Annotated in this window: 22 protein-coding genes and 1 tRNA gene; 5 read left to right on the top strand and 18 right to left on the bottom strand. The window is 71.4% G+C overall.

Translation table 11 applies throughout. The features are described from left to right. Nucleotides 1–42: 42 nt before the first annotated feature. From IE258_RS07990 to IE258_RS07930, 13 genes are all read right to left on the bottom strand, one after another. A complete protein-coding gene (locus tag IE258_RS07990; protein WP_189740711.1) occupies nt 43–3,255 on the bottom strand; it encodes a hypothetical protein in 3,213 nt (1,070 codons plus the stop codon). Continuing rightward, nucleotides 3,252–3,593, bottom strand: coding sequence for a hypothetical protein (locus tag IE258_RS07985; RefSeq protein WP_189740708.1), 342 nt, complete (start codon nt 3,591–3,593; stop codon nt 3,252–3,254). The genes IE258_RS07990 and IE258_RS07985 overlap by 4 nt, the downstream gene beginning before the upstream one ends. After that, the gene (locus tag IE258_RS07980; RefSeq protein ID WP_189741213.1) at nt 3,590–3,838 is read right to left on the bottom strand and encodes a helix-turn-helix domain-containing protein; all 249 of its coding nucleotides are present in this window, start codon (nt 3,836–3,838) and stop codon (nt 3,590–3,592) included. Before IE258_RS07980 ends, IE258_RS07985 begins: the two co-directional genes overlap by 4 nt. 678 nt (nt 3,839–4,516) lie before the next feature. Beyond that, nucleotides 4,517–5,236, bottom strand: a complete 720-nt coding sequence (locus tag IE258_RS07975; protein ID WP_189740705.1) for a hypothetical protein — start codon at nt 5,234–5,236, stop codon at nt 4,517–4,519. 129 nt (nt 5,237–5,365) lie between these two features. Then, a complete protein-coding gene (locus tag IE258_RS07970) occupies nt 5,366–5,644 on the bottom strand; it encodes a WhiB family transcriptional regulator (RefSeq protein WP_189740701.1) in 279 nt (92 codons plus the stop codon). Then, a complete protein-coding gene (locus IE258_RS07965) occupies nt 5,641–5,817 on the bottom strand; it encodes a hypothetical protein (RefSeq protein WP_189740698.1) in 177 nt (58 codons plus the stop codon). The genes IE258_RS07970 and IE258_RS07965 overlap by 4 nt, the downstream gene beginning before the upstream one ends. Nucleotides 5,818–5,986: 169 nt before the next feature. Next, nucleotides 5,987–6,277: a hypothetical protein gene (locus tag IE258_RS07960; RefSeq protein ID WP_189740696.1), complete on the bottom strand. Its 291-nt coding sequence runs from the start codon at nt 6,275–6,277 to the stop codon at nt 5,987–5,989. Next, on the bottom strand, nt 6,274–7,659 hold the full coding sequence (gene dnaB / locus IE258_RS07955) for a replicative DNA helicase (RefSeq protein WP_373309730.1): 1,386 nt from the start codon (nt 7,657–7,659) through the stop codon (nt 6,274–6,276). Before dnaB ends, IE258_RS07960 begins: the two co-directional genes overlap by 4 nt. Then, nucleotides 7,605–8,372, bottom strand: a complete 768-nt coding sequence (locus IE258_RS07950; RefSeq protein ID WP_189740693.1) for an ATP-binding protein — start codon at nt 8,370–8,372, stop codon at nt 7,605–7,607. The genes dnaB and IE258_RS07950 overlap by 55 nt, the downstream gene beginning before the upstream one ends. After that, nucleotides 8,372–9,175 carry a hypothetical protein gene (locus IE258_RS07945; protein WP_189740691.1) on the bottom strand — a complete coding sequence of 268 codons (804 nt, stop codon included), beginning with the start codon at nt 9,173–9,175 and terminating at the stop codon, nt 8,372–8,374. The genes IE258_RS07950 and IE258_RS07945 overlap by 1 nt, the downstream gene beginning before the upstream one ends. A 217-nt stretch (nt 9,176–9,392) precedes the next feature. Beyond that, entirely contained in the window at nt 9,393–9,695 is a 303-nt protein-coding gene (locus tag IE258_RS07940; RefSeq protein ID WP_189740688.1) for a hypothetical protein, read from the bottom strand. A 153-nt stretch (nt 9,696–9,848) separates the two neighbouring features. Next, the gene (locus IE258_RS07935; protein WP_189740685.1) at nt 9,849–10,208 is read right to left on the bottom strand and encodes a helix-turn-helix domain-containing protein; all 360 of its coding nucleotides are present in this window, start codon (nt 10,206–10,208) and stop codon (nt 9,849–9,851) included. Beyond that, entirely contained in the window at nt 10,205–10,441 is a 237-nt protein-coding gene (locus IE258_RS07930; RefSeq protein WP_229891979.1) for a hypothetical protein, read from the bottom strand. Before IE258_RS07930 ends, IE258_RS07935 begins: the two co-directional genes overlap by 4 nt. A 109-nt stretch (nt 10,442–10,550) precedes the next feature. On the opposite strand from IE258_RS07930, the gene IE258_RS07925 reads away from it, so the two are divergent. Both IE258_RS07925 and IE258_RS07920 read left to right on the top strand, forming a co-directional pair. After that, on the top strand, nt 10,551–11,066 hold the full coding sequence (locus IE258_RS07925; RefSeq protein WP_189740682.1) for a helix-turn-helix domain-containing protein: 516 nt from the start codon (nt 10,551–10,553) through the stop codon (nt 11,064–11,066). Further along, on the top strand, nt 11,063–12,571 hold the full coding sequence (locus IE258_RS07920; protein WP_189740680.1) for a site-specific integrase: 1,509 nt from the start codon (nt 11,063–11,065) through the stop codon (nt 12,569–12,571). Before IE258_RS07925 ends, IE258_RS07920 begins: the two co-directional genes overlap by 4 nt. 60 nt (nt 12,572–12,631) lie before the next feature. On the opposite strand, the gene IE258_RS07915 is transcribed toward IE258_RS07920, so the two are convergent. Continuing rightward, nucleotides 12,632–12,725 (bottom strand) — tRNA-Ser (locus IE258_RS07915). A 180-nt stretch (nt 12,726–12,905) separates the two neighbouring features. Between IE258_RS07915 and IE258_RS07910 the strand changes: the two genes are divergently transcribed. Together IE258_RS07910 and IE258_RS07905 are read left to right on the top strand one after the other, a co-directional pair. Beyond that, nucleotides 12,906–13,367, top strand: a complete 462-nt coding sequence (locus tag IE258_RS07910) for an SSI family serine proteinase inhibitor (RefSeq protein ID WP_189740678.1) — start codon at nt 12,906–12,908, stop codon at nt 13,365–13,367. A 196-nt stretch (nt 13,368–13,563) separates the two neighbouring features. Then, nucleotides 13,564–17,985, top strand: a complete 4,422-nt coding sequence (locus tag IE258_RS07905; protein ID WP_189740673.1) for a PAS domain-containing protein — start codon at nt 13,564–13,566, stop codon at nt 17,983–17,985. 39 nt (nt 17,986–18,024) lie between these two features. Here IE258_RS07905 and IE258_RS07900 read toward each other — a convergent pair whose 3' ends face one another. Beyond that, nucleotides 18,025–18,603 (bottom strand): TetR/AcrR family transcriptional regulator, encoded by a 579-nt coding sequence (locus IE258_RS07900; protein WP_159324867.1) that lies wholly within the window; start codon nt 18,601–18,603, stop codon nt 18,025–18,027. A 135-nt stretch (nt 18,604–18,738) separates the two neighbouring features. Here IE258_RS07900 and IE258_RS07895 point away from each other — a divergent pair, with 135 nt between their 5' ends. Next, nucleotides 18,739–19,995 (top strand): MFS transporter, encoded by a 1,257-nt coding sequence (locus IE258_RS07895; protein WP_189740671.1) that lies wholly within the window; start codon nt 18,739–18,741, stop codon nt 19,993–19,995. A 122-nt stretch (nt 19,996–20,117) separates the two neighbouring features. Here the strand turns inward: IE258_RS07895 and IE258_RS07890 are convergent, their stop codons facing one another. The 3 genes from IE258_RS07890 to IE258_RS07880 all read right to left on the bottom strand — a co-directional run bounded on the left by IE258_RS07890 (nt 20,118) and on the right by IE258_RS07880 (nt 23,156). Next, the gene (locus IE258_RS07890; protein WP_189740666.1) at nt 20,118–21,797 is read right to left on the bottom strand and encodes a long-chain fatty acid--CoA ligase; all 1,680 of its coding nucleotides are present in this window, start codon (nt 21,795–21,797) and stop codon (nt 20,118–20,120) included. A gap of 128 nt (nt 21,798–21,925) precedes the next feature. Continuing rightward, nucleotides 21,926–22,531 (bottom strand): SigE family RNA polymerase sigma factor, encoded by a 606-nt coding sequence (locus IE258_RS07885; RefSeq protein WP_189740663.1) that lies wholly within the window; start codon nt 22,529–22,531, stop codon nt 21,926–21,928. Nucleotides 22,532–22,829: 298 nt separating this feature from the next. After that, complete coding sequence (locus IE258_RS07880; protein WP_159324873.1) at nt 22,830–23,156, bottom strand: hypothetical protein; 327 nt, start codon at nt 23,154–23,156, stop codon at nt 22,830–22,832. Between the last annotated feature and the right edge of the window lie 226 nt (nt 23,157–23,382).

Below are 23,382 nucleotides of genomic sequence, written 5' to 3'. Positions count from 1 at the left end.
AGCGAGCGGAGGGGGTGGGCAGCAAGCCAACCCCCTCGCCCGTCACGGTCCGAAGGTCTGCCGCACCCCTCCGCGGGTCACGACCTCCTTACGCATCGGGTCGATGATCTGCCGGGCGACGACTTGCCCGTCCATCTCGATCGTCGCGTGCACGACGATCTGCTGAGCGCCGGCCGGTGCTGCCGCTCCCGCGGCCTGCCCGCCGCCGCGCGGGGTGTTGAGCATCGACGTCCACGCCTGCTGCTGCATGCGGCGGGTGTCCGGCCCCGAGTACACGCGGGACCCGAAAGGCAGGCGCACCAGCTCCGGCTCGTGCTCGCCGACCATCGTCCACGACCCGCGCGCACCGCCCGACGCGGCGCCGATGATCCCGCCGGTGGCCTTCATACCGAGGCCCATTTCGATGTACTTCTCCATCGCGGCGGCCAGCTTGTCCATCTTCGCGCCGAGCGAGGTCACGCTGGACTGCAACGCCTTCACGTACTGCTCCTGGCCCTTGATCTCGGCGCCGTACACAGCATCCGAGGTGATGCTTCCGGCGAGGCCCGCCTGGATTGTGATCTGCTTCTGCATCAGGTTCATCATCGCGATGTCCTTGCGTGACGCCTTCAGCAGCGCGCTGGCGGTCTCCAGGCCGCCGCCTTCGATCCCGGCCTCGGCGATCTGCTGAAGCAGCGCAGGGCTGACCCGCTTGTCCTTGAGCTGCTGCAGCGCGGACGTGAACGCGGTGCTCTTGTCTCGGCTCCCTGCGAGCCCCGACATGATCGACTGGAGAGTGACGGGCCCGTCCTGCCGCCCCTTCGTGATGGCCGAGCTGTTGAGGACCCCGGACTTCACCGACTCCGCCAGCTGCGAAGCGGCCTGCTTCAGACCGTCGAGCTTGTCCCGCGCCTTCTCCAGCGACGCCGACGTCTTCGTAAGCTGCTTCTGCCAGCCCAGCAGCAACTTGCCGGACTGATCGAGGATGTTGAGAAGATCCTTCTCGGTCTTGCCGTGCGTGGCCTTCATGACGGTAGACCGCCACTGGTTCAGCGCCGACACCAGCGCAGAGACGCTGCCCGGGTTGCCGAGCGCGTTCCCGAACTCCGACGTGCGCCAGCCCGCCATGTACCCGAAGCGGCTCAGCGTCAGGTCACCGCGCGCCTCGTTGCGGGCCGCAGCCTCCGCCTTCGCCTGCTTCTGAGCCTTCGTCTGGCCGCCCTTGGCCAGCTTCAACGTGCCCCTGTTCAACGCCTCCAGGACGGGCAGCCCGTACTTCTTCACCGCGGACGACTGCACCACGTACTCGGTGTCCGACACCATCGCCGTCGCACCCGACCCGAACGTCGCCAGGATGCTGTCGGAGCGCGGCCCGCCCGGCCCCTCGACCAGGCCGCCGCTGGGGAAGTGCTGCAGCGCGCCGCCGTCCGCCCGGCGCTGCACCCGCCCGCCGAAGGCGTTGTTGAACGGCTTCGCCATGCCGGAGTCGACCTGCCGCGAGTACACGTTGATGTACGCGTTGGCCACGGTCTGACCAGCGATCCCGCCAATGACGGCGTCGAACGGCGACCGGTTCGCCTTGATGTCGCTCGTCTTGGTCGGCGCCTTCACCGCGCGGATGCCGCCCAGCACGCCCATGAACGGCAGGTTGTTGCCCTTGAAGACGCCCGTCGCCGACTGCCCATCGAACGACTTCAGCGCCGCCTTCGCCTCCCTCAGCGCCTGCTCGGCCTGCTTCTTCTCCGCCTTCAGCTCGGCCTCACGCGTCGCCGTCAGCTCTGGGTCCTTCAGCTTCTCCTTGATGCTCGCGAGGTTCTGCTCCGCCTCCTCGACCTTGAGCTTGAACTGCACTCGGTTGAGGTTCTCACCAGCCGTCGTCGCGAACTCCTGGATGGTGCCGCCAACGCTCGACAGTCCCTCACGCGCGCCCTTCGCCCACTCGTCGTAGTCCTCGTTCCACTGCTTGAACAGTTGACCGAACCCCGGGATCTTCGACAGGGGGCTGTGCGCGAGAGACGACACGATCGTGTCCACCGACGTGATCGCCATCTCGGCGAGAATCCGGAAGCCGCCCCACAGCTTCGGGAGTGCCGCAACACCGGTGGCGACCATGGAGGTGATGGCGCCGGCGATGTCGAAGAACGCGCCCCGGATCTTTCCCTCGTTGGCGTCGACCCAGTCCGAGAGGCCGCGGAAGCCGTTGCCCAGCTTCGACGTGTCGACGCCAGCGACGTCGAGCAGGGCGCCGAGCAGGGCGCCGCCGAGTTCGGTCGCCAGCGAGCCGGCTACCCCTGCGCCGATCCGCATCACGTCGTTCGTCGCGCGGATGCCGTCCGCGATCACGCCGACATACGGTTCGATCGCCTCCATGGCGTACTCGAAGGCCGTGCCCAGGCCGCGGACGCTCTGCCCGGCCGCTTCGAGGAGTTCACCGATCAGCGGGCCGAAGGTCTCGGCGAAGGCGCCCGAGACGTCACCGAGGGCGGGCAGCAGTCCCTCGTTGAGGAACGACGCCAACCCCTTGATCATCTCGGCCGATCCGCCAATGCCCTGCTCCAGGCCCTCGAACATGCCCGGCAGACCGGTGTCGAGGATGCCTCCGAACAGCGTGGTCATGGCGTCCAGCGCGGGCTTGCTCTTGGTGCCGAACTCGAAGAACGACTGAGTGAACTTCCCGACCGACGTGGCGAACTGCTCGACGAACACCACGCCCATCTGCGCGTTCCGCTGGAATGCGGTCTGGAAGGCCGGGCTGTTCGCGAACGCGGAGGCCCGCTCCGTGATGGACCCGAACGTCTCCGCGCCGAGCTGCAGCGTGGGGGTCAGGTCCTTCATCGCCCCCTTCAGGTCCTTCACCGCCCGCTCGGTGTGCGGGGCGATGGCCTTCTCTGCGGCCTTCTTCCAGTCCTCGAAGGGGCCCTTCAGCTCCTTCGCCTTCTTCTTCAGGTCGTCCATGGCGAGGGCCGCGCCACCGCCGACGACGCCGAGGCCGGCGAGCATCGGGGCGAGGGAGCCGATCGCGGGCAGCAGGGACGCGCCGAGCGCTCCGGCCAGGCCGATGGCGGCGCCGCCGAGACCGCCGCCGCTCTTGCCCAGCGCCTGACCCGCGGTGGACGCCGACCCGGCAACGTCGTCGAGTCGACCGCCGACAATCCGCAGCGTGCCGCCGACGGCATTGGCGTGCCGTTGCAGGTCGTTGATGTTCCGGCTGACGGAGTTGAAGCCGGGCCCGGTCAGGTCCCGGACGTGCACGGTGATCGTGACGTCGTCGCTCATCCGGCACCTCCGAGAATCCGCTGCAGCTCCAGGTCGTCGAGGGGTGTCCAAGTGTCACAGGGCACCGCGCCGATCCACCGGAAGAACAGCGCCCGGTACTCGTCCGAGTACGGCCCCGCGTCGAACGAGTCGGTTGCCTCCCAGAACGCCGTGATGAACCGGGTGAGCAGCGGGGACTGGAGACGTCCCGCCCGGGCCATGGCGCACACCTGCGCGTACTGCGTAGGGGTGAAGCCGGGAACCCTGATCCGCGCCCCGTCGAGGGGGCCACCGCGCATATCCAGGAAGACCCGCCCGGCGCTCGCCTGACGGCCTTTTCGCTGCTTCTGGCGGCTCACTCCCCGGCCTCCGCCCGCTCGGCCGCCAGCGCGCCGTCCAGCAGCCTCAGGCGCACCCTGCGGATGTCGGCCCGCATCTCCGGACGCTCACGCCACCGGCGCACCGTCCTGCCCGACACCCCGACCGCGGGGCCTATCTCCTCCGGCCGCCGGCCCAACGCCAGCAGCACCGCCGCCCGCACCCGCGGCGGCAGATCCTCGACCCGCGTCACCGCCGAGACTTCCGTCTGTCCAATCGTGGCCATAACTGTCCACCTCCTACAAAGATCGTAAGGAGGTATGCAAGTAGCTATACGCAAACCCGGCTTCTGTATTGGTGTATTCATACAGAGCGTTACGACTACGCGTGACAGAACAATCCGTCCGACCTACCGTTACGGCTATGGGTGAGAAAACTTGTGCCGTATGCGCGACACCGTTCGCCGACCAGCCCGCGCACCTCGTACAGGGCGCACGATGGATACGGCGCCGCTGGTGGCGCACACCCCTGCAGATCTGCACGGACTGCTACACCGACCAGCGCGGCTACTGGAACAACGACCACAGGACCCTCCCCGTCAAGTGGCTCGGCCTCGTCGGGCGCGGCGCACCGATGCCGCCCACCCCGTGCGTCAGTTGCGGCCAGCCGGTCATCCGCAACAGCGACCCCCTGCTCAAACGGGTCACCTGCTCACAGTCCTGCAGCGTCTCCCTCACGCGCAGCCGTAACGGAGGGAAGGGGAGCGGCCAGCCATGCGAAACCTGCGGCGAGCCCATCACCACCGGCCGCGCCGACTCCCGATACTGCAAACCCGCGTGCCGACAGAAGGCGTACCGACGCCGCGCACGAGACCCTCACGCACAGCCGTAACGCGCGTATCCGCTGGAGCACGCAGAAGCGCCCGGCACCCCCACCAGGGAGCACCGGGCGCCACATCGGCCGGTCAGCGATCCATCAGCGTCGGAGCCGCCCCCACCCTGGGCACCGGCGCCTCCGGCCGCTTCACCCGCTTCGGCGCCGACACCGCCTCCACCACCCGCGGCACCTGCTGCCCGGCCGCCCTCGCCGTCCCCGACAGAGCACCGTTCAGGTGGTGGTACTGCGACACCCGCGCCTCGATCACCCGCAGCACCAGCCACGACATCAACGCCCCCGACGCCACCGGCACGTACTCCCGGCCGTCCGCCTTCAGCCGCGCACCCCCCAGCACGTCCCGCTCCCCACCCGTCTCACCCTCACGGAAGTTCAGGCCCGCCTCCACCAGAACATCCGCGTGCCGGCCGACCGCCGCGGTGTACGCCTCCGCCGCCGACACCACCCCCACCAGCCCCTCCTGCGCCGTCTTCAGCGCGTCGACGAGCTGCTTCTCCAGGGCCGGCATCTCCGACCGGGCCGTCTTCATCTCGGCCGCCGCCGCCTTCTCCAGCTCCGGCCGCGACGCCCGCCGCTGCTCCTCCGTCGCCTGCGCCTCGAACGCCGCCCGGATCTCCCGCGCGTTCGCCCTCAGCTGCGCCGCCAGCCTCGACTCCTCCGTCAGCTGCAGCGCCGCCATCTCGCTGTACGGGTTCGCCTCCAACACCGCCGACGCCTCCGACCGCACCCGCTCCTGCTCCGCCGCAGCCGCCTCCGCCTGCCGCACCTGCACCTCAGTGATCTTCACCATGACCGTTACTCCTTGATCCGACCTACCGGTAACCGAACGGACGGACGTCCGCCCGGCACTGCTGCCAACCGCCCCCGGGCGCCCGGAGCGCTGCACCCCCTGCCACGACAACGCGGCCCCGAAAGCGCCCTACGCGGCGGCCCGGGTCCGGCGCAGCCGCTCGCGCTCCCGCCGCGTCGTCCCGCCCCACACCCCGAACAGCTCGGGCCGCTCCAGCGCGAACGCCTCGCACACGTCGAGGAAGCTGCAGCCCTCACACAGGGCCTCCGCGTCCGACTGCCGCAGGCCCTCGACGAACCAGGCATCCGGGTTCTCCCGGCACTGCACCGGCGCGGTCGCCTCCATGACGAACTCCGGGATGCCCAGCGCCAGCGCGGGCCGCGCACCGGTGGCGTGGTGCCCGCTCACTCGGCGCCCTCGCTCAGTCGCCAGTTCATCCCGAGGACCGCCACCCCGGCCGCGACCAACCCCGCCGTCGTCGACCACGTGAACGCCGCCGCCGACAGCAGGCCGAGCCCCGCCGCGTCCAACAGCACCTCCCGCGCCCCGGCCACCGCCTTGACCATCCGCTGCCGCCTCACCGGCCTGCCCCCTCCGCAACCGGATCCGACCCAACCCCGTACCCGACCAACGGCGCTCTGGTGCGCGCCCGCCTGGTCGCCGTCCGGGAGATGTGCCAGTCGCGCACGGCGGCTGGCGTCCACAGGCCCACGGCCAAGCTGTGGAGACCGAGAGAGATCGTCGTCAGGGTCATGAGAGGTTCCCCTCTGTGGTTGTGGTCGACCGCTCCTGGTTGTGGCCAGCGGACGGGTATCGGTCGGGCCAGAGCTGAGCCAGGTACGCGGCGGCCTCCGGTGTGAGGCCCGGCGACTGCGTACCGTCCGGCCACGCCCCTGGCCGCACCCGAGCCAGGGGCGGGGCCTTCGGAACGGCGCGCTGCTTCGGCGCCCTGATCGCCAGGCCGCTGGACATGAGGACCAGCGCTGCGAGGTCGCCCTGCTCGCGCGCGGCGGCGATGTCGTCCTCGCTGAGGCCGATCACGTCAGCGCCATGTCGACGAAGCGCGAGTAGTGCAGCTGCGCGGCGACCGTGATCGTGGCCGTTGGCCCGGACCGGTGCTTGCCGACGATCAGGTCGGCCTCGCCAGCCCGTGGTGACTCCTTCTCGTAGGCGTCCTCCCGGTGCAGGAGGATCACGATGTCCGCGTCCTGCTCCAGGGAACCGGACTCGCGGAGGTCGGAGACCTGCGGCTTCTTGTCGGTGCGCTGCTCGGGGCCACGGTTGAGCTGCGCAAGGACGATGACCGGCACCTCCAGCTCCTTCGCCATGAGCTTGATCGAGCGGCTCATGTCGGAGACCTCCTGCTGCCGGTTGTCCTGTCGCCGTGAGGTGCCCGAGGTGAGGAGCTGGAGGTAGTCGATGACGACCAGGTCGAGGCCGGTCTGTCGCTTCAGCTGACGGCACCGGGACTTGATCTGCATGACCGTCTGGTTCGGTGTGGCGTCGATCGTGAGTGGCGCCTTCGCGATCCGCGCGGAGTTGTCGGCGAAACGGACCCAGTCGGTGTCGGTCATCGTGCCGCTGCGGATGTGGTGCAGACCGATGCGGGCCTCGGCGGACACGATGCGGTGCTGTACCTCCCGACGGGACATCTCCAGGCTGAAGAACGCCGATGGGCGGCCGTGCCGGATGGAGCAGGACCGCACCATGTCGACCCCGAGCGTCGACTTTCCGAGCGCCGGCCTCCCCGCGATGATGACCACCTGCCCGGGGTGCAGTCCGTTCGTGAGGGCGTCGAGGTCGGCGAAGCCGGTCGGTACGCCGATGGCGCGTCCGTCTCGCTGAAGGGTTTCCAGTTCACTGACCATCTCGGCGAGGTCGTCGCCGATCAGCGCTGAGTCGGGGTTCTCGCGGGTCTGTGCGGCTGCGTTCAGCTCGGCCTGCGCGACATCAAGGGAGGCGACGGCGTCGGCTCCGCCGTAGCCAAGCTGAGCAATCTTCGAGCCCGCCCGGATCATGCGACGGCGCAGGGAGCAGTCGTGCACGATCTCCGCGTGGTGCCGGGCGTGCGCAGCTGTCGGGACCTGGTTGACGAGGTCGTGGACGGCTGCGGGCCCGCCTACCTTTGCGAGAAGGCCCTGCTCGCGAAGGTGGTTCGTGACGGTGATCGGGTCGACGGGGAGGGTTCTCGCGTACAGGGCGAGGATCGCGCTGTACACGAACTCGTGGTGCGGTTCGTGGAAGTCGGCCGCCCCGTCGAGCACCTCGACAACGTCGGCGATCGCGTCGGTGGACAGCAGCATCCCGCCGAGGACGGCCTGTTCTGCGGCCAGGTCGTGCGGCAACGGCCGCGCATAGGGTGCCTCGCTCACGACCGGGCCCCCTTGCGCAGGTCGTCGCCCTTGAGGGAGATCCGCTCGCACATCTCGGTGAGGCGGGAGGCGATCCGCCCGCCGATGGCGGAGGCCAGTTCCTTGGGCGGGATGTTGCTGGTGTAGATCCCGGGCAGGCACTGCTCGTACCGGTGGTTGATCACTCGGTACGTGACTTCTTCAGTCCAGTCCGAGAGCTTCGCGGCGCCGAGGTCGTCGATGAAGAGGACGTCAGCACTGGCTACGTCCCGCAGGGCCTGCTCGTCGTCGCGGCCGTGGGAGGGCCGCAGGTGGGCGAACAGGTCCGGTTCGGTGTATGCCTGCCACGACACCCGGACGCCGGTCTCGGCGATCGCCCGCAGGGCACCGTAGGCGAAGTGGGTCTTGCCGGTGCCGGTCGGCCCGAGCACCAGCAGCGACGGCGCGCTCTCGGGGTCGCACGTCACCGCGGTTGCCCAGTCCCCGGCACGCCCGCTCGGCCGCACGGTGGCGTACCGGCGGGGGATCCGGCGTTCGAAGGCGGCGACGTTCTGGCCACGAACTGTGTCGAGCTGAGCAAGGAAGTAGGCGCGGAGGAACTCCGTCTCTGCTTCGGTGAGATCGGTTACCGAGAGCCGTCCGACGTACAGGGCGTCGAAGCGGTCCGGGGTGTCCGGCCCGAGGTGGAGAGTCTCGCTCGGGGCGGGCAGGGAGTATCCGGCCGCCGGGACCCGGAGGCCGGCGAAGTCGAGGCGGCGGCGGGCGCCGGGCTGGTTGTCGTGCATCAGATGAGTCCCTCGTCGTACACGCTGTCGTCTGTGGGGTTCTGGTAGGGCGCCTTACGGAGTGCACCGAGGGCGATGTCGATCGTGGCGCCAGAGATGGCGCGGCCCTCGCGTGCGATGCGGTCGAGGGCGCGGGCGAGGTCGTCGCGCGGAACGCCGTTGCCGATGGCAGTGCGGACGATGCCGCGGACGGCGATGAAGGACTGTGCCCTGCCCTTGCCGTGGTGCTCCCAAAAGGCGGCGGTGAGGTCGTCGGCGACCTGGTGCTTCCCTGGCTTCCGCTGGCCGCTGGCGGACTTGTTCGCCGGAGTGGTTGAGGAAGAGGTAGTTGGGGGTGAAGGGGTAGGGCGGGTCTTTTTGACCCTCCTACTGGCACTAAAAGACCCGGCTACTCCATCCGTAGGAGGGTCTTTCTCGCCCCCCTCCTCGTTCGGCGCTCCTCCGTAGGGGGGTGATTCTGACCCCCCTACGTCGGCTGTAGCCGGGTCAGAATCACCCGGCATCTCGGGGCCGGACCCTGCGGGAGCGAGATGAAGGAATCGGTACTTCGCTGTACGCCCGTTGTGGCCGCCGCCGACGTGCTCAAGGACCTTCTCTTCCTTCAACTTGGCGACGATCCGGCGCATGGAACGGTCGTCCGGAACCATGGCCTGCCGCATGATCTCCGGGTCCACCACACTGCTGTACGTGAGGCGCGTCTTGTCGTTGGCGTCGTCCGCGAGGACCATCGCCGTCAACTTCTCGCGGTGCGTCAGAGACGTCGGCGCCCACACCTTGACCTCGCGGTACAGCTCGTAACCCATTAGGCGGTGTCGTCCTTGCGTTCGGGCGCGAAGCGGGCGTGGAACTCCCATGCCTGCCAGCCGTGTTCGGCGAGGCGGCGGAGTTCGGCGCGGGCTTCAGCCAAGGTCAGTCCGTAGCGGGCCGCGATCCTGCTTGCCCACCGGTCGCACGAGGGTGCGGGTCGCCCCCGCCCGGCGCTAGTGGCCGGGCGGGAGGAGCCGTTGCTGGTGCGGGTGCTCACGCGAGCCCCGGGATGGCGATGGCCCGTCCGGCCGCCCAGGCCGCCATCGCGTCGGGCAGGGCGGCGATGGCCAGGCGCAGGGTCTTCTGCGGGTCGGCGGTGCGGTTGGCCTCGCGGATGATCCGCTTGGTGAGGCGGTCGAGCGCGGCCGCACCCTCCGGGGTCGGCTCGCCGTCGGTGCCGAAGACCGGGGTGGCCGGATCGATCACGGCGTGCGGGAGCCGGCCGGTCGGCGTGGTGTCCACGGCGGGGATGGCCGGAACGGTGGGCTGCTGAGTGGTCGTCCTGGTCGCTACCATGGCGGTAGCTCCTTTCAACTTCGGAGACGCGGCCCTCGGGATCAGTCGCCTGCCAGCGACCCGGGGGTCTCGTCGTTGGTTGGACGGGGTTGTGCAGGCCCCTGCGCGCTGTCGTCGGAGCTGTCATCTCCGGCGCCCGTGCAGGGGCCGCTTTCAGGCCCCTCGGAGGGGGCGGATCACGGCCGCTTTCTCAGACCTGCAACCGCATTGAGACTGCGATTCAGCGGGCTCGACCTGCGGCAACGGGGCGTGTTGGCACTGTGATGGCACTGCCGGGCGAACCGGCGCGGTGGGCCCCGTCGGCGCCTCGGCGTCGTACAGAACCGCGAGAACGTCGCGCGTCGGGATCTTGATCTTCCGGCCGAGCGGGAGCACACGGGTCGTGGTCCACTCGCCCCGGCGGATCGCCGCGTACACGGTGTCCTTGTTGACGCCGAAGATCGACGCCACGGTGGGCACGTCGGTCGTCGGGCCGAGCGCCTCGATCGCCTCGCGCGACCAGACGGCGGTCACGCGCTGGCCCCCTGCAGCTCCGCAACGCCGAGCGATCGGCGCAGTTCCACGGTCGGAACGCGGTACGCGCTGCCCGCCTTGATAACGCGGCAGGGGTAGCGGCCTTCGCGGGCCAGCTTGTAGCCGAGGCTCCGCCGGATGCCGTAGGCCCGGTTTGCAGTCTCCAGGCTCACGGTCGTGGCTTCGATGGACCGCAGTTCGTCGTGCGTCATCTGAGGGCGGGAGTCGTCCATGACCCTCTCTCCATGTCGAAACGACACGCACGATCGTGCACCGTGCGTCCTAGACACACCGTATCGACAACACATGGACTGTGCAACACGCATGAGCTAGCGTGTCGATATGCACTCCACTCCGAGCGACGTGATCGCCGCGCAGGTCCGCAAGCGCCGTCGACAGCTGGACCTGAACCGTCAGCAGTTGGCCGACAAGTGCGCCAGCATCGGCGCAGCTCAGATCACCACAGCCGCCCTGACGAACATCGAGACCGGCCGACCCGACAAGAGCGGGAAGCGCCGGCGCGAAGTGACGGTGGAAGAACTCCTCGCCCTCTCCCATGCCCTGAGCACCAATCCCGTCGACCTGATGGTCCCGGCCGACGCTGACGACGAAGACCCGTATGAGGTCACGCCCGAACTGACGACGACCTCGGCAACGGCCCGAGACTGGATCAGCGGCACCGCCTTCCTTGTCCCGCCCGAGAGCCCGATGGACTTCGCCATCGCCATCCAGGCCATGCCGACCGAGCGCGCACAGGAAGTGTCGCGAGCCTGGTTCACCCCCGAACGCCAGAGCGCTTGGAACCGCGCTGCTCTCCAGTACGAGCGTGAGCAGGCTGCGTCCAGGGAGGACTCGTGAAGCCGTACAAGGCGTGTTCGTGCCGGGACCCGGAGACGAAGCGCCTGCTGGGCAAGAAGTGCCCGAGCATCAGCAAGAAGGGACACGGCGGCTGGTACGCCCGATACGAGGCGCCGAAGTCGGCGGACGGTAAGCGCCGGCAGCCGCGGGTCGGCCCCTTCGACACCGAGCGCGAGTGCAAGGCCGCGCTCGCCAAGGTGCTCGGCACCGCCGCCAACCCGAAGGCGCACGACGAGCGGAACACCACGTTCGGCCAGTACCTCGAACGCCGCTACGCCTGGCGTACCTCGGAGGCCGAGACCGGCGAGGGCCTGAAGAGGAGCACGCTCGACGCCGAGCGCGAGGCCATCGACCTGTACGGCAAGCCCGGACTCGGGCACATCAAGGTCGTCGACCTCACCGACGAGCACCTCCGCGAGCTGTACGCCGCCATGCGGAAGCTGAACCGTCCGGAGGAGCAAGGCGACCGCTCAGAGATCCTCCGCCGCCTGAAGGACGCGCGCGCCACCCGCCACGGCCGCCGTCTCCACACCCGCCCGATCTCCGAGAGCCGTATCCGCCGGGTGCACGCCGTCCTGCACGGCGCCCTGACCGACGCTACGAAGCTGTCGAAGATCCGCCCGGACAACCCGGCCGACGGGGTCTGGCGGACCAAGGGCGGGAAGCGGAAGCAGGGCCGCGCGAAGCCGCTGCTGTGGACCGCGGAGCGCGTCGAGGCGTGGGAGAAGACGGGATTGATCCCCGCCAAGGTGATGGTGTGGACGTCCGATCAGACTGGCGCGTTCCTCGACTTCGCCGAGGCATCCGAGGAGCGTCAGTACCCCGCCTTCCACTTGGACGCCTACTACGGTCCTCGCCGCGGCGAGCTGGTCGGTGCCGAGGAGAAAGACCTGAGCCTCGAACGCAAGCGGCTGCACGTCCTACAGTCCCAGTCCGATGACGAGCTGGACGACACCAAGACGGAAGCCGGGTACCGCCAGATCCCCCTCGACGACGAGACCATCCGGGTCCTGCGTGCCTGGCACAAGCAGAAGCTAGAGGAGCGGCTGCGGTGGGGCGAGACCTACCAGGACGCCGGCCGCGTCTTTTGCTACGAGGACGGCAGCGCGCTGAAGGCCGACTACCTGTCGAGCCGCTTCCGGATCTTGTTGGAGCGGTACGCCAACATCCGGGCGAAGCAGGCGGAGAGGTGGCCGATGGACCGGATCGCCCGGAAGTTCCGCACCACGGAGGCCGCCGTCGAGGTCGCCGCGCGGATGCCACTCCCCCCGATCCGCTTCCATGATCTGCGTCATGGCGCGGCCACGATGCTGCTCGCCGCAGGCGTGCCGATCAAGTTCGTGAGTGAGATCCTCGGGCACGCTTCGGTGTCGTTCACGATGGACATCTATGCGGTGGTCGCGGAGGAGATGGCGGAGGACGCCACGCGCCGCATCGCCGCCTTCATCCCGCGCCAGAACCGCCTGTCGGCTGTTGGTGCCAGCAACGTGCCATCTCGGGGGTGAACATGGCTCCGAACACGACTCAGGGAGCCCAGCCGTTTCGGGCCGAACTCCCTGGTCAGATGGCGGAGGCGGAGGGATTTGAACCCTCGATGGGGTGTAAGCCCCAAACCGCATTAGCAGTGCGGCGCCATAGACCGGACTAGGCGACGCCTCCAGACAACATCACCACCTCGCGTGCGAGCGCGAGTGGCGCGTGCCGATGATGACACAGTTGAGCGCGCTGTCACCAATCGACCCCTACGGTACTAGGCGCGCGGGCCGCAGAGCAAAGCCCTTACGGCGTAGTCCGCGGCCGGTCGCGCAACGTCCGGGCGGCCGGCGCGTTGGTCAGGTCATGTTCCAGGTCACCCGCACCCCCGCCGCCCGCCTCCTCGGCGCCGCAGCCCTGTCCGCCGCCGCCCTCGCCTCCGTCTGCGCCGCGCCCTCCACCGCGGCCGCCGGTCCCGGCGCCCCGGACGGCGACCACCTCACGGTCACCGTCCGCGACGCCGGGCAGGGCATGGACGGCACCTACGAGCTGTACTGCCACCCCGCCGCCGGCGACCATCCCGACGCGGAGGGCGCCTGCGCCGTCGTCGACGGCGACACCCGGTGGGGCCAGGAGGTCTTCGCGCCGGTGCCCGAGGGCAGCGTCTGCACCATGCAGTACGGCGGCCCCGCCACCGCGCATGTGACCGGTACCTGGGCCGGACGCCCCGTCGACGCGACGTACGACCGCCGCGACGGCTGCGAGATCTCCCGCTGGGACCGCATGGTGCCGCTGCTTCCCGACCTCGCCGGCCAGGCCCGGACCTAGGGGACGGACGACGAAACGGGCTCGGCCCGGCGGTCACCGGTCACACGTTCTACGTCACTTCCGCGTGCGACCTACGTCCCATCCCACCCCGCCCGCCGGGCCCCAACCCTTAGACTCCCTCGGGTGACACGCCGCGGGCCGATTGGCAAGATGGCCCAGGCGGTCGGCAAGTGCGGTAACAGGAGGGAAGCGTCTCGTGAGCAGCAGGCCATCCCGAGGCGCTGCTCGCCTCGCAGCCATACTGGACGCGCTGCCGGACGCGTTGGTCCTGGTCAACGCCAACGGCACCGTGGTCAACGCGAACACCATCGCGCTTGAGGCGTTCGAGACGCCGGGCACCGCGCTGGTCGGGCGGGGGCTGCTGGATCTGCTGCCGCAGTTCGACTCGCGGCTGATCCCCGGCTCCATGCGGCGCCCCGACCACATCGATCCCCGGGCGCGTACCAAGCCGACGCGGATGGTCGCGCGGCGCACCGACGGCTCCGAGTTCCCCGTCGAGGTCACCAGCGCCAACCTGGAGACCGGCCAGCAGGCCTACGACACCTACGGCTACACCGGCGACGAGCTGCTGATGCTGGTCGTCCGCGACCTCTCCGGCACCGTCGACACCGAGGCCGAGCTGGCCCGTTCGCAGCGGCAGACCGAGATGATCCTGCGGGCCGCCTCCGAGGGCGTCGTCGGTACCGACACCGACGGGCGGATCGTCCTCGTCAACCCGGCCGCCGCCCAGATCCTTGGCTATCGCGCCGGTGAACTGGGCGGCCGGGAGCTGCACACCCTCGTCCTGCACTCGCGCGCCGACGGCTCGCCCTTCCCGTACGACGAGTCGCCGCTCGCCGACACCCTGCGCTCCGGGCGCAAGCACCGGGTGCGCGGGCAGGTGGTGTTCGCCAAGAGCGGCGACCAGCTGCCGGTGGACCTGACGACCGCGCCCGTGCGCGACGGCGACCAGCTCGTCGGCGCCGTGATGACCTTCACCGACCGTCGCCCCTACGACGCCCTGGTCAAGGAGCACGAGGAGGCGGAGCAGCGGCACGCCGAGGAACTGGAGCGGCTCGCCGAGGAGCACGCCGCCGAGCTGACCGCGCTGCGGCAGCGACACGTCGCCGAGTTGGAGGAGCTGGAGGAGAAGCACGCGGAGGAGATCGCCGCGGACGCCGACCGCTACGCCGCCCTCGGTGAGCGGGAGAAGGACCGGTACGAGGCGATCGCCGGACGGCACGAGCAGCTGCTCACCCTCCTCGGCGACTCCCTGCGCGGCCCCCTGGACGAACTGCGCCGGGAGCTGGCCGCGCTGGCGTCGGACGACGCCGGTCAGTTGTGGCCCGAGGCCAACCAGGTGCTGCACCACCTGTCGGCGGGCTACTCGCGCATCACCACCCTCATCGACAACGTCCTCGGCTACCAGCGCCTCGACGTCGGCAACGAACAGGTCGCCCGTACGAAGGTGATGCTGGACGCCGTCGTCGCCGCGGGTGTCGACGGGGCCGTGGAGCTGATCGGGCCGGGGCGGGTCCAGTTCGCCGTGCACGCGCCGCCGATCGAGGCCGAGGTCGACGCCCGGCTGCTGGCCACCGCGCTCGCGCACCTCGTCGCGGACGTCGCGGGCGTCGACGCCACCGGCAACTCGCCCGTGTCGGCGACGGGCGGCTACCTGGACAACACCGTCGTGGTCGCGGCGGCGCAGCGCGGCGAGGTCGTGCGCATCGAGGTGCGCGGGCCGTACGCCGGGGGAGACCCGGTGCACGAGCCGATCGTCCGCGGGATCGTGCGGGCGCACGGCGGCGTGCTGCAGACGCACGAGGTGCCGGGCATGAGCGGCAGCGCGTACGTGCTCGAGGTGCCGATCGGGGGCGGGGCGGGTGCCGTCGTGGTCCCGGGCGCCGAGCTCGCCCAGGTCGCTCCCGCCGCCCCGGACGCCGGGACCGACGCGGCCGGTGTCGCGGACGCGGAGAACGCCGTGGCCGTACGCGAGCCGGCTCCCGGGGGCGGGCGGCGGCGGGCGCGCCGAGCCTCCGTCGACGCGTTCCTGGAGAGCGGGGTCCCTGGGGCACCGGGCGAGGGCGGCGGTGCCGGACCCGAGGCGGAGAACGCCGCACCGACCGGGCGGCGCAGGCGCCGTGCGGCCCAGGCCGGGAGCGAGGCCGAGGCCGGGGCCGGGCAGCCCAAGCAGCAGGGACAGGGCGATCCGTCGGCTCCGCTTCCCGTGCCCGCGCAGTCCGGACCCGCGCAGGCGGGACCCGGCGAGGGTGCCGGGGCCGGTGGCACCGGGCGTCGGCGCGGGCGGCCCGCCGAGGGTGCGGGCGCCGAGGTCGCCGGGGTGCCCCAGGGGGCGCCCGCCGGGGTGTCCGAGGGGGCCGTCGTCATGGCGGGCGAGCACGGCGGCGGGGCCGCGGCGTCGAACACCGGACTCGGCGGGACCGTACCGCCGCAGGGCGTGCCCGCGCCCACCGGACGCCGGGGCGGGCAGGACGGCGGTGAGCAGCACGCGCTGCCCCCGGCGCTGCCCGTGCAGGCCGGCGAGTCGGACCCCGCGGACGCGGACCGGCCGACGGGGCGCCGACGCCGTGCCCTGGCCTCGGCCAACGAGCGCGCCGCGGCGCAGGAGGCGGCTCCGCGCCAGGTGTTCGCCCTGCCGCCCGCCGACGTCGACCGTCCGTCCGAGGGGGCGGCCGAGGCGACGCCACTCGGGCACACCCAGGGACAGGTCCAGGGACAGGGACAGGTCCAGGGACAGGGACAGATTCAGGTCCAGGGACAGATCCAGACGCAGGCACAGGCACAGGCACAGGCACAGGCACAGCTACACGGTCAGGCCCAGGGGCAGGGAGAGCCCGGTCGGGTCCAGCTGCCCGGTCCCACAGCTCCCGGTGACGCCCGGCCCGACGAGGGTCGGCACGACGCCGTACCGCACGACCAGGCCGCGGACCACACGCCGCCGCAGCCCCACCCGGCCGAGGCGCCCACGGGACGTCGCCGCCGCGCCGGAGCCGCCCGCCCGGCCGACGAACCGGCGCCGGTTCCGACGCAGAGCGCGCCCGCGCAGAGCATCCCGGTGCAAGGTGCGCCGCCGGTGCACGGAGCCCCCGTGCCCGCCCCGGCCGCCGCCCGCGGCGAGGCGCAGGCACCCCGGCCCGCCGAGCCCGGCGCCGACGCCGCCCGCCCCGACACCGCGGCCCCCGCGGTCGCGGGCCAACCGGCCCCCGCGGCACAGCCTTGGCCCGCCGCCGGGGACACCCAGAGCGCGGGCACCCCCGTACCGCCCGGCACTCCCACGCCTGCCGCCCCTGCCGCCCCTGCCGCCCCGCAGGGCGTTCCCGCCTCCACGCCGAGCCGGGGCACCCCGCTGCCGCCCGAGAACGCGCCCGCTCCGCGTGCGGCGCAGCCGCTGCCCGCCGAGGCGTCGGCGCCCGTCGACCCGAACTCGACGCAGGGACGGGCGATCAGCGTGCGGACCCTGGGCCAGGGACTGCCGTTCAACCGGCAGGCGGTCCAGGTGCAGCAGCCGTCGACCACACCCGCCCCGCACCAGCCGGGCGGCGGCGGTCGGCGCCGCAAGCTGGGCACGCCGCCCGACCCGGCCGCGCCCCGCGCGGAACAGCCGGCCCGCCCGCACCCGCCCGCCGAGCAGCCGCCGGGCACGCAGCCCCGCACCGCGCAGCCACCCGCCGGCCAGCCGAAGCAGCAGGTCCCGCCGCAGTCCCAGGAGCAGCCGTCCCTGGCCGGCGGTCAGGGACGGCTCGCGCCCGTCACCGAGGGCGCCGGACGGTCGTACGCCATAGGGGCGCCGGACCGGAACGCCGCCGAGGGGCCGGAGCCGCTGGACGGGCCCGGCGGGGCCGTCGAGGTGGCCGACCCGCCGCGTCCGCAGCCGATGGACGACGAGCTGCCGCCGGAGCCGCTGGACAATCCTCGTCGGCTCCTGGTGTGGCCCGCGCCGGACGTCTCCACGCAGCAGGCGCTCAGCGACCGCGGCTACCGGCCGGTGATCGTGCACTCGCGCGAGGAGGTCGACGCGCAGATCGCGGCCTTCCCGGCCGCCCTGTTCGTGGACCCGCTGACCGGGCCGATCACGCGTACGGCGCTCCAGTCGCTGCGGCAGGCGGCGGTGGCGGCCGAGGTGCCGGTACTCGTCACGGCCGGACTCGGACAGGCCTCGCGGGACGCCGCCTACGGTGCCGATCCGGCCGTCCTGCTGAAGGCGCTCGCGCCCCGCGACAGCGAGCAGCACCCGCCGCGCGTGCTGTTGATCGAGGAGCACGCGGAGATCGCGCTGGCGCTGACCTCGACGCTGGAGCGGCGCGGGATGCAGGTGGCGCGGGCGGCGAGCGACGCCGACGCGGTGACGCTGGCCGGGCAGTTCCGGCCGAACCTGGTCGTGATGGACCTGATGCGGGTGCAGCGGGGACAGGAGGGGTCCGCCGGGATCGTCGACTGGCTGCGTGCCAACGGGCAGCTCAACCGCACCCCGCTGGTCGTCTACACCGCCGCCGTCGACCAGGACGACCTGCCGCGACTGGCCTCGGGCGAGACGGTGCTGTTCCTGGCGGAGCGTTCCACCAGCGGTGAGGTGCAGTCCAGGATCGTCGAGCTGCTCTCGCGGATCGGGACCAACTGAGGGCGTCCGCGGCGGCACCGGCCGACGGGTCCGTCCGTGTCACCGGTCGACGATGCGGCGGGCCGCCTTCTTGATCGAGTCGCGCAGGCCGTCGGTGTCGGCGTCCCCGCCGCCGACCAGGATGCGTTTCATCTGCGGCACCACGACCGCCCAGTTGGCCATCGCGACCAGCAGGAACAGGAGGTCGGGCGCCGGGATGGCGTCGGTGATCACGCCGCGCTCCTGGCCGTCCCGCACGGCGGCGACCTTGCGGGCGTAGTGCTCCTGGCGTTCGGCCTCGTGCGGCAGCTCGGCGGTGCCGTACTCCATGCCCTCCCAGAAGAGCAGGCGGAGCAGCTCGGGGTGGACGGAGTGGTAGTCGAGGAGGCGGTCGATCCAGCCCTCGATGTCGTCCGGGTCGACGGGGACGGAGATCGCGAGGTCGAGCATCTTCTTCTCGAGGACCGACGCGAACAGCTCACCCTTGTTGCCGTAGTAGGCGTAGATCAGCTGCTTGTTGGCCTTGGCCTCTGCCGCGATGCGGTCGATGCGCGCGCCGGCGATGCCGTGGCGGGCGAACTCCGCCACCGCCGCCTCGAAGATCCGGGCCTTGGTGGCCTCGGGGTCCCTTGCTGCCATGGGGCCAGGGTAGCGGGGCGGGCGAGCTAACCAACTATTTGGTTGACACACTTCGGGAATGCGGGCGAGACTCCCCGGGTTAGTTCCAACCAACCAGTTAGTTGTTAGTGCGCGCTCGAAGGAGTCGCCCCGCCCATGCCGTCATCGCCGTCCTCCACCACATCGCCGTCCTCCACCACTCCCGCCCCCACGTTTACCCCGGCCGCCGGGAGGGTGCCCTCCGGGAAAGGGCCGTCCGGCGCCGCCGCACGCCTCTTCCTCCCCCTGATCGCCCTGTGCACCGCCGTGACGGCCGCCAACATCTATCTCGCGGCGCCGCTGCTCCCCCTGATCGCCCACGACATGGGCTCCACCCCGTCGGCGGTCGCCTGGCTCGCCTCGGTCGCCCAGCTGGGATACGCGGCCGGCCTGCTCTTCTTCGCCCCGCTCGGGGACAGCGTGAACCGGCGCCGACTGGTCGCCGTCCTCTCGCTGGCCGCCACGGCAGCCCTGCTCGCCGCCGCCGCGTCGGCCGGCACCGGCGCGCTCGCGGGCGCCGTCCTGGTCGCCTCGGCCGCCACCGTCGTACCGCAGCTCCTCGTCCCGCTGGTCGCCGAGCGCGCCCCCGCCGACCGCCGGGCCCGGCACGTCGCGGCCGTCATCGCGGGCCTGTTCACCGGCGTCGTCGCGGCCCGGGTGCTCGGCGGTCTCGCCGGCGAGGCATTCGGCTGGCGCGCGGTGTTCGTGGGCGCCGCCGTCCTGACCGCCGTACTGGGGCTGGCGACCGCCTACATCCTGCCCGTGGAGCGGCCGCAGCGGCGGGGCCCGCTGTTCGCGGGGCTCGTCGCGATACCGGGCCTGGTGCGACGCTCGCCCGACCTGTGGCGGGCGTGCGTGCGCCAGGCGGGAATGTACGGCGCCTGGAGCGCCCTGTGGACCTCGCTCGCGCTGCTGCTCACGGAGGACGAGGGGTACGGCATGACCACCGCCGCGGCCGGGCTGTTCGGCCTGTTCGGGCTGGCGGCGAGTGTCGTCGCGCCGCTCGCCGGTGGCCTGGTCGACCGGTTCGGCGCCGCCAAGGTCGTACGGTCCGCGTACGGGCTGGCCGCCCTCTCGGTGCCGCTGTTCTGGCTGGGCGGCCAGGTGATGGCGGCCCTGTGCGCGGCCGCCGTCCTGGTGCACGCCGCCCTGGTCGCCTCCCACGTCGCCAACCAGACGCTGGCCCTCACCACCACCTCGGCGCCGGCCACCGCCAACACGGCGTACGTCGTCGCCGGTTTCGCGGGCGGCGCGCTGGCCTCGGCCCTCGCGGGGCCCGCGTTCGGCCACTGGGGCTGGGGCGGCGTGTGCGCGGTGGCGGGGGCCTGGCTGGTACTGGGGTGGACGGCCACGGCCGTACGCCGGGTGCGGTGAGGACGCGGGGGTGCCGGGCGGGACGCCGTGAAACATGCCGCGGCAGATGGATGCCGGACGGACGCCGTGAAGCCCGCCGCCCGGCATCGTCGGGCGGCGGACTTCATGGGGCCGGCCCCCGGTCAGAGCCGGGTGACGTCGAGACCTCCGTCGGCGTACTGCCGGCGCAGCACCTTCTTGTCGAACTTGCCGACGCTCGTCTTCGGCACCGTCTCGATGACCGTCCAGCGCTCCGGGAGCTGCCACTTGGCGATCTTGCCGTCCTCGGCGAGGAAGGTGCGCAGGGCGGCGAAGTCGACGCCGGCCGCCCCCTCCCTGAGGACGACGGTGGCCAGCGGACGCTCGCCCCACTTGTCGTCCGGGACGGCGACGACGGCGGCCTCGGCGACGTCCGGGTGGGACATGAGCGCGTTCTCCAGCTCGACGGAGGAGATCCACTCGCCGCCGGACTTGATGACGTCCTTGGCCCGGTCGGTGAGGGTGAGGAAGCCGTCCGGGGAGATCGTGCCGACGTCGCCCGTCTTCAGCCAGCCGTCCTCGCTGAACTTGTCGTCGGGACGCAGCGGCTCGGCCCCGGGGCCGTTGTAGTAGGCACCGGCGATCCAGTTGCCGCGCACCTCCAGCTCACCGGCGGACTCGCCGTCCCAGGGCAGGCGCTCGCCGCCGGGACCGGTGAGGCGGGCCTCGACGCCGGCCGGGAAGCGGCCCTGGGTGAGGCGGTAGGCGAACTCCTCCGGCGTCCCGACGGCGTGGGCCGGCGGCCGGGCGACCGTGCCGAGCGGTGAGGTCTCCGTCATGCCCCAGGCGTGGCAGACCCGCATGCCCAGCGCGTCGAACGCCTCCATCAGCGACGGGGGACAGGCCGAGCCGCCGATGGTGACCTGGGTGAGGGAGGAGACGTCGCGGGGCTTGGCGGTCAGCTCGGCGAGCAGGCCCTGCCAGATGGTGGGGACGGCGGCGGCGTGCGTCGGCCGTTCGCCCTCGATCATCGCGGCGAGGGGCGCGGGCTGCAGGAAGCGGTCCGGCATCAGCATGTTCACGCCGGTCATGAAGGTGGCGTGTGGCAGTCCCCAGGCGTTGACGTGGAACTGCGGGACCACGACCAGCGTGGTGTCCTGGTCGGTCAGGCCCATCGACTGGGCCATGTTGACCTGCATGGAGTGCAGATAGACGGAGCGGTGGCTGTAGACCACGCCCTTGGGGTCGCCGGTGGTGCCGGAGGTGTAGCACATGGCGGCCGCGGCCCGCTCGTCCAGCTCGGGCCAGTCGTAGGCCGTCGGCTTCCCGGCGATCAGGTCCTCGTACTCGTGCACCTGGACGGACGCCTCGGCCAGCAGGGAGCGGTCGCCCGGCCCGGTCACGACGACGTGCTCGACCGTCTTGAGGTGCGGCAGCAGCGGGGCGAGCAGCGGCAGCAGCGAACCGTTGGCGATCACGACCCGGTCGGCGGCGTGGTTCACGATCCAGGCCAGCTGCTCGGGCGGGAGGCGGAGATTGAGGGTGTGGAGGACCGCGCCCATGGAGGGGATCGCGAAGTATGCCTCGACGTGCTCGGCGTTGTTCCACATGAGGGTCGCCACGCGTTCGTCGTCGCCGACGGCGAGGTCCTCGCGCAGTGCGTGCGCCAGCTGGGCGGCGCGGGCGCCGACCTCGGCGAAGGAGCGGCGGTGCGGCTCGTCCTCACCGGTCCAGGTGGTCACCTGCGAGCTGCCGTGGATGGTCGACCCGTGGGTCAGGATCCTCGATATCAGCAGCGGTACGTCCTGCATCGTGCTCAGCACGGTGTCCTCCCGGGGCGACATTGCCTACGCGGCGGTAAGGGTTGCGCTGATTCTGCGCACATACCGCGTGGTATGTCACTACTCCCGGGTGATCGATCAGTGGGCGGGGCCGCCCGCGCGATCCCACCGGGGGTTCACGTACCGGCTCATTACCGGACGAACCCCAGCTCAGGGTCCTCGCGGAGCTTGCCGAGGGCCCGGGATACCGCCGACTTCACGGTGCCCACGGAAACTCCGAGCACTTCGGCCGTCTGGGCCTCGCTGAGGTCCTCGTAGTACCTGAGGACGACCATCGCGCGCTGCCGTGCGGGCAGCTTCGTGATCGCCCGCCACATCGCGTCGTGCAGGGCCTGCCGCTCCGCCGGGTCGTCACCGCCGGGCACGGGCTCGGGCTCGGGCAGCTCGTCGCAGGCGAACTCGTCGACCTTGCGCTTGCGCCACTGCGAGGTCCGGGTGTTCAGCAGCGCCCGGCGCACATAGCCGTCCAGGGCGCGGTGGTCCTCGATGCGCTCCCAGGCCACGTACGTCTTGGTCAGCGCGGTCTGCAGCAGGTCCTCCGCGTCGCTCGGGTTCGCGGTGAGCGACCGGGCGGTACGCAGCAGCACCGGCTGGCGCGCCTTCACGTACGACGAGAACGACGGGTACGGAAAGGTCTGCGTCCGTGCGGTGGCCGTGGCCGGCGCGGCGGCCCTCGCCGTGGCCGGCGCCATGGCTGTGGCGGCGTTCGAAGCGCTGGTGCAGACGGGTGTGGTCATGTCTCAACGCTATGAGCGAGGGGGTGCCCGGCGGATCGGCCGCAGGTCCCGAAGGAGAGTCCGCCTCAGGTTGTAGGGGTGGTGTTGGCCCCACCTCCTGTAGGTGGAGTGGGGGAGGAGGGCTACTGCGGGTTGACCCCTGGGGGTTCCCGCGAGACCGGGCCGGAACCACCGTACGAAAACGTCCGGGCGACGGTACCGAAGTACCGTCGCCCGGACGCACTGCGACCCCATGAAGCAATCCCGCACAAGGAACCGAGGGGCCGGCGCGGCAGCGCACCCGCGGCGGCCCCTCAGCTCACCACCACAGCGGGGAGAAGGTGACGGCCACGTTGTCGTTGCCCTGGTTGATCGACGTGAAGGCGGAGCCGTCGACCTGCGCGGTGTTGCTCTGGTTCGAGGCCCCCGAGCCGACCGCCTGCTGCTGCGTGGTGGACGAGTTGCCGTTGTTGTCGTCGCCGACGCCGCTGCCGAGGATCCCCGCGTTGGCACTGGCGGCGGTCGCGTTCGATCCGTCGTCCGCGAAGGCGCCGTTGTCCGCCGTCGCGATCCCGCCGAAGAGGGCGGCGGCGAGCGGAAGGGCGGCGACGGCGGCGACGACACGGGCGGTACGGATGCTTGCCATGTTGTTCCTCCAGAACAAGTGCGCACCGGCTTCCAGCCGACAACGCGAGAAGTACGTGAACTAGGGCTTGTGCCAAGGCAGTTGGCCGACCGCCTCGACGCTGTGCACGACGTCGCGTGATCAGAATTGCCCACCGAATCCCCGGCGAACCACCCCGGAAGCCCTGATTCGCCCTCAAGCGTGAGGACAAGTCGATAAACCCCTTTGCTTCCCTTCCGCCCCACCA

The sequence above is a fragment of the Streptomyces tendae genome (assembly GCF_014650435.1).
In the GTDB taxonomy this organism is placed as follows: domain Bacteria; phylum Actinomycetota; class Actinomycetes; order Streptomycetales; family Streptomycetaceae; genus Streptomyces; species Streptomyces tendae.
The sequence above is the reverse complement of the archived record's forward strand: the minus strand, read 5'-3'. Positions and strand labels throughout refer to the sequence as shown.

What these genes read in the sequence shown, in the direction of transcription:
- IE258_RS07990 (WP_189740711.1), bottom strand. Translation starts at nt 3,255, where the DNA reads ATGAGCGACGACGTCACGATCACCGTGCACGTCCGGGACCTGACCGGG.
- IE258_RS07980 (WP_189741213.1), bottom strand. Translation starts at nt 3,838, where the DNA reads ATGGCCACGATTGGACAGACGGAAGTCTCGGCGGTGACGCGGGTCGAG.
- IE258_RS07975 (WP_189740705.1), bottom strand. Translation starts at nt 5,236, where the DNA reads ATGGTGAAGATCACTGAGGTGCAGGTGCGGCAGGCGGAGGCGGCTGCG.
- IE258_RS07950 (WP_189740693.1), bottom strand. Translation starts at nt 8,372, where the DNA reads ATGCACGACAACCAGCCCGGCGCCCGCCGCCGCCTCGACTTCGCCGGC.
- IE258_RS07945 (WP_189740691.1), bottom strand. Translation starts at nt 9,175, where the DNA reads ATGGGTTACGAGCTGTACCGCGAGGTCAAGGTGTGGGCGCCGACGTCT.
- IE258_RS07940 (WP_189740688.1), bottom strand. Translation starts at nt 9,695, where the DNA reads ATGGTAGCGACCAGGACGACCACTCAGCAGCCCACCGTTCCGGCCATC.
- IE258_RS07930 (WP_229891979.1), bottom strand. Translation starts at nt 10,441, where the DNA reads ATGGACGACTCCCGCCCTCAGATGACGCACGACGAACTGCGGTCCATC.
- IE258_RS07925 (WP_189740682.1), top strand. Translation starts at nt 10,551, where the DNA reads ATGCACTCCACTCCGAGCGACGTGATCGCCGCGCAGGTCCGCAAGCGC.
- IE258_RS07910 (WP_189740678.1), top strand. Translation starts at nt 12,906, where the DNA reads ATGTTCCAGGTCACCCGCACCCCCGCCGCCCGCCTCCTCGGCGCCGCA.
- IE258_RS07900 (WP_159324867.1), bottom strand. Translation starts at nt 18,603, where the DNA reads ATGGCAGCAAGGGACCCCGAGGCCACCAAGGCCCGGATCTTCGAGGCG.
- IE258_RS07895 (WP_189740671.1), top strand. Translation starts at nt 18,739, where the DNA reads ATGCCGTCATCGCCGTCCTCCACCACATCGCCGTCCTCCACCACTCCC.
- IE258_RS07890 (WP_189740666.1), bottom strand. Translation starts at nt 21,797, where the DNA reads ATGTCGCCCCGGGAGGACACCGTGCTGAGCACGATGCAGGACGTACCG.
- IE258_RS07885 (WP_189740663.1), bottom strand. Translation starts at nt 22,531, where the DNA reads ATGACCACACCCGTCTGCACCAGCGCTTCGAACGCCGCCACAGCCATG.
- IE258_RS07880 (WP_159324873.1), bottom strand. Translation starts at nt 23,156, where the DNA reads ATGGCAAGCATCCGTACCGCCCGTGTCGTCGCCGCCGTCGCCGCCCTT.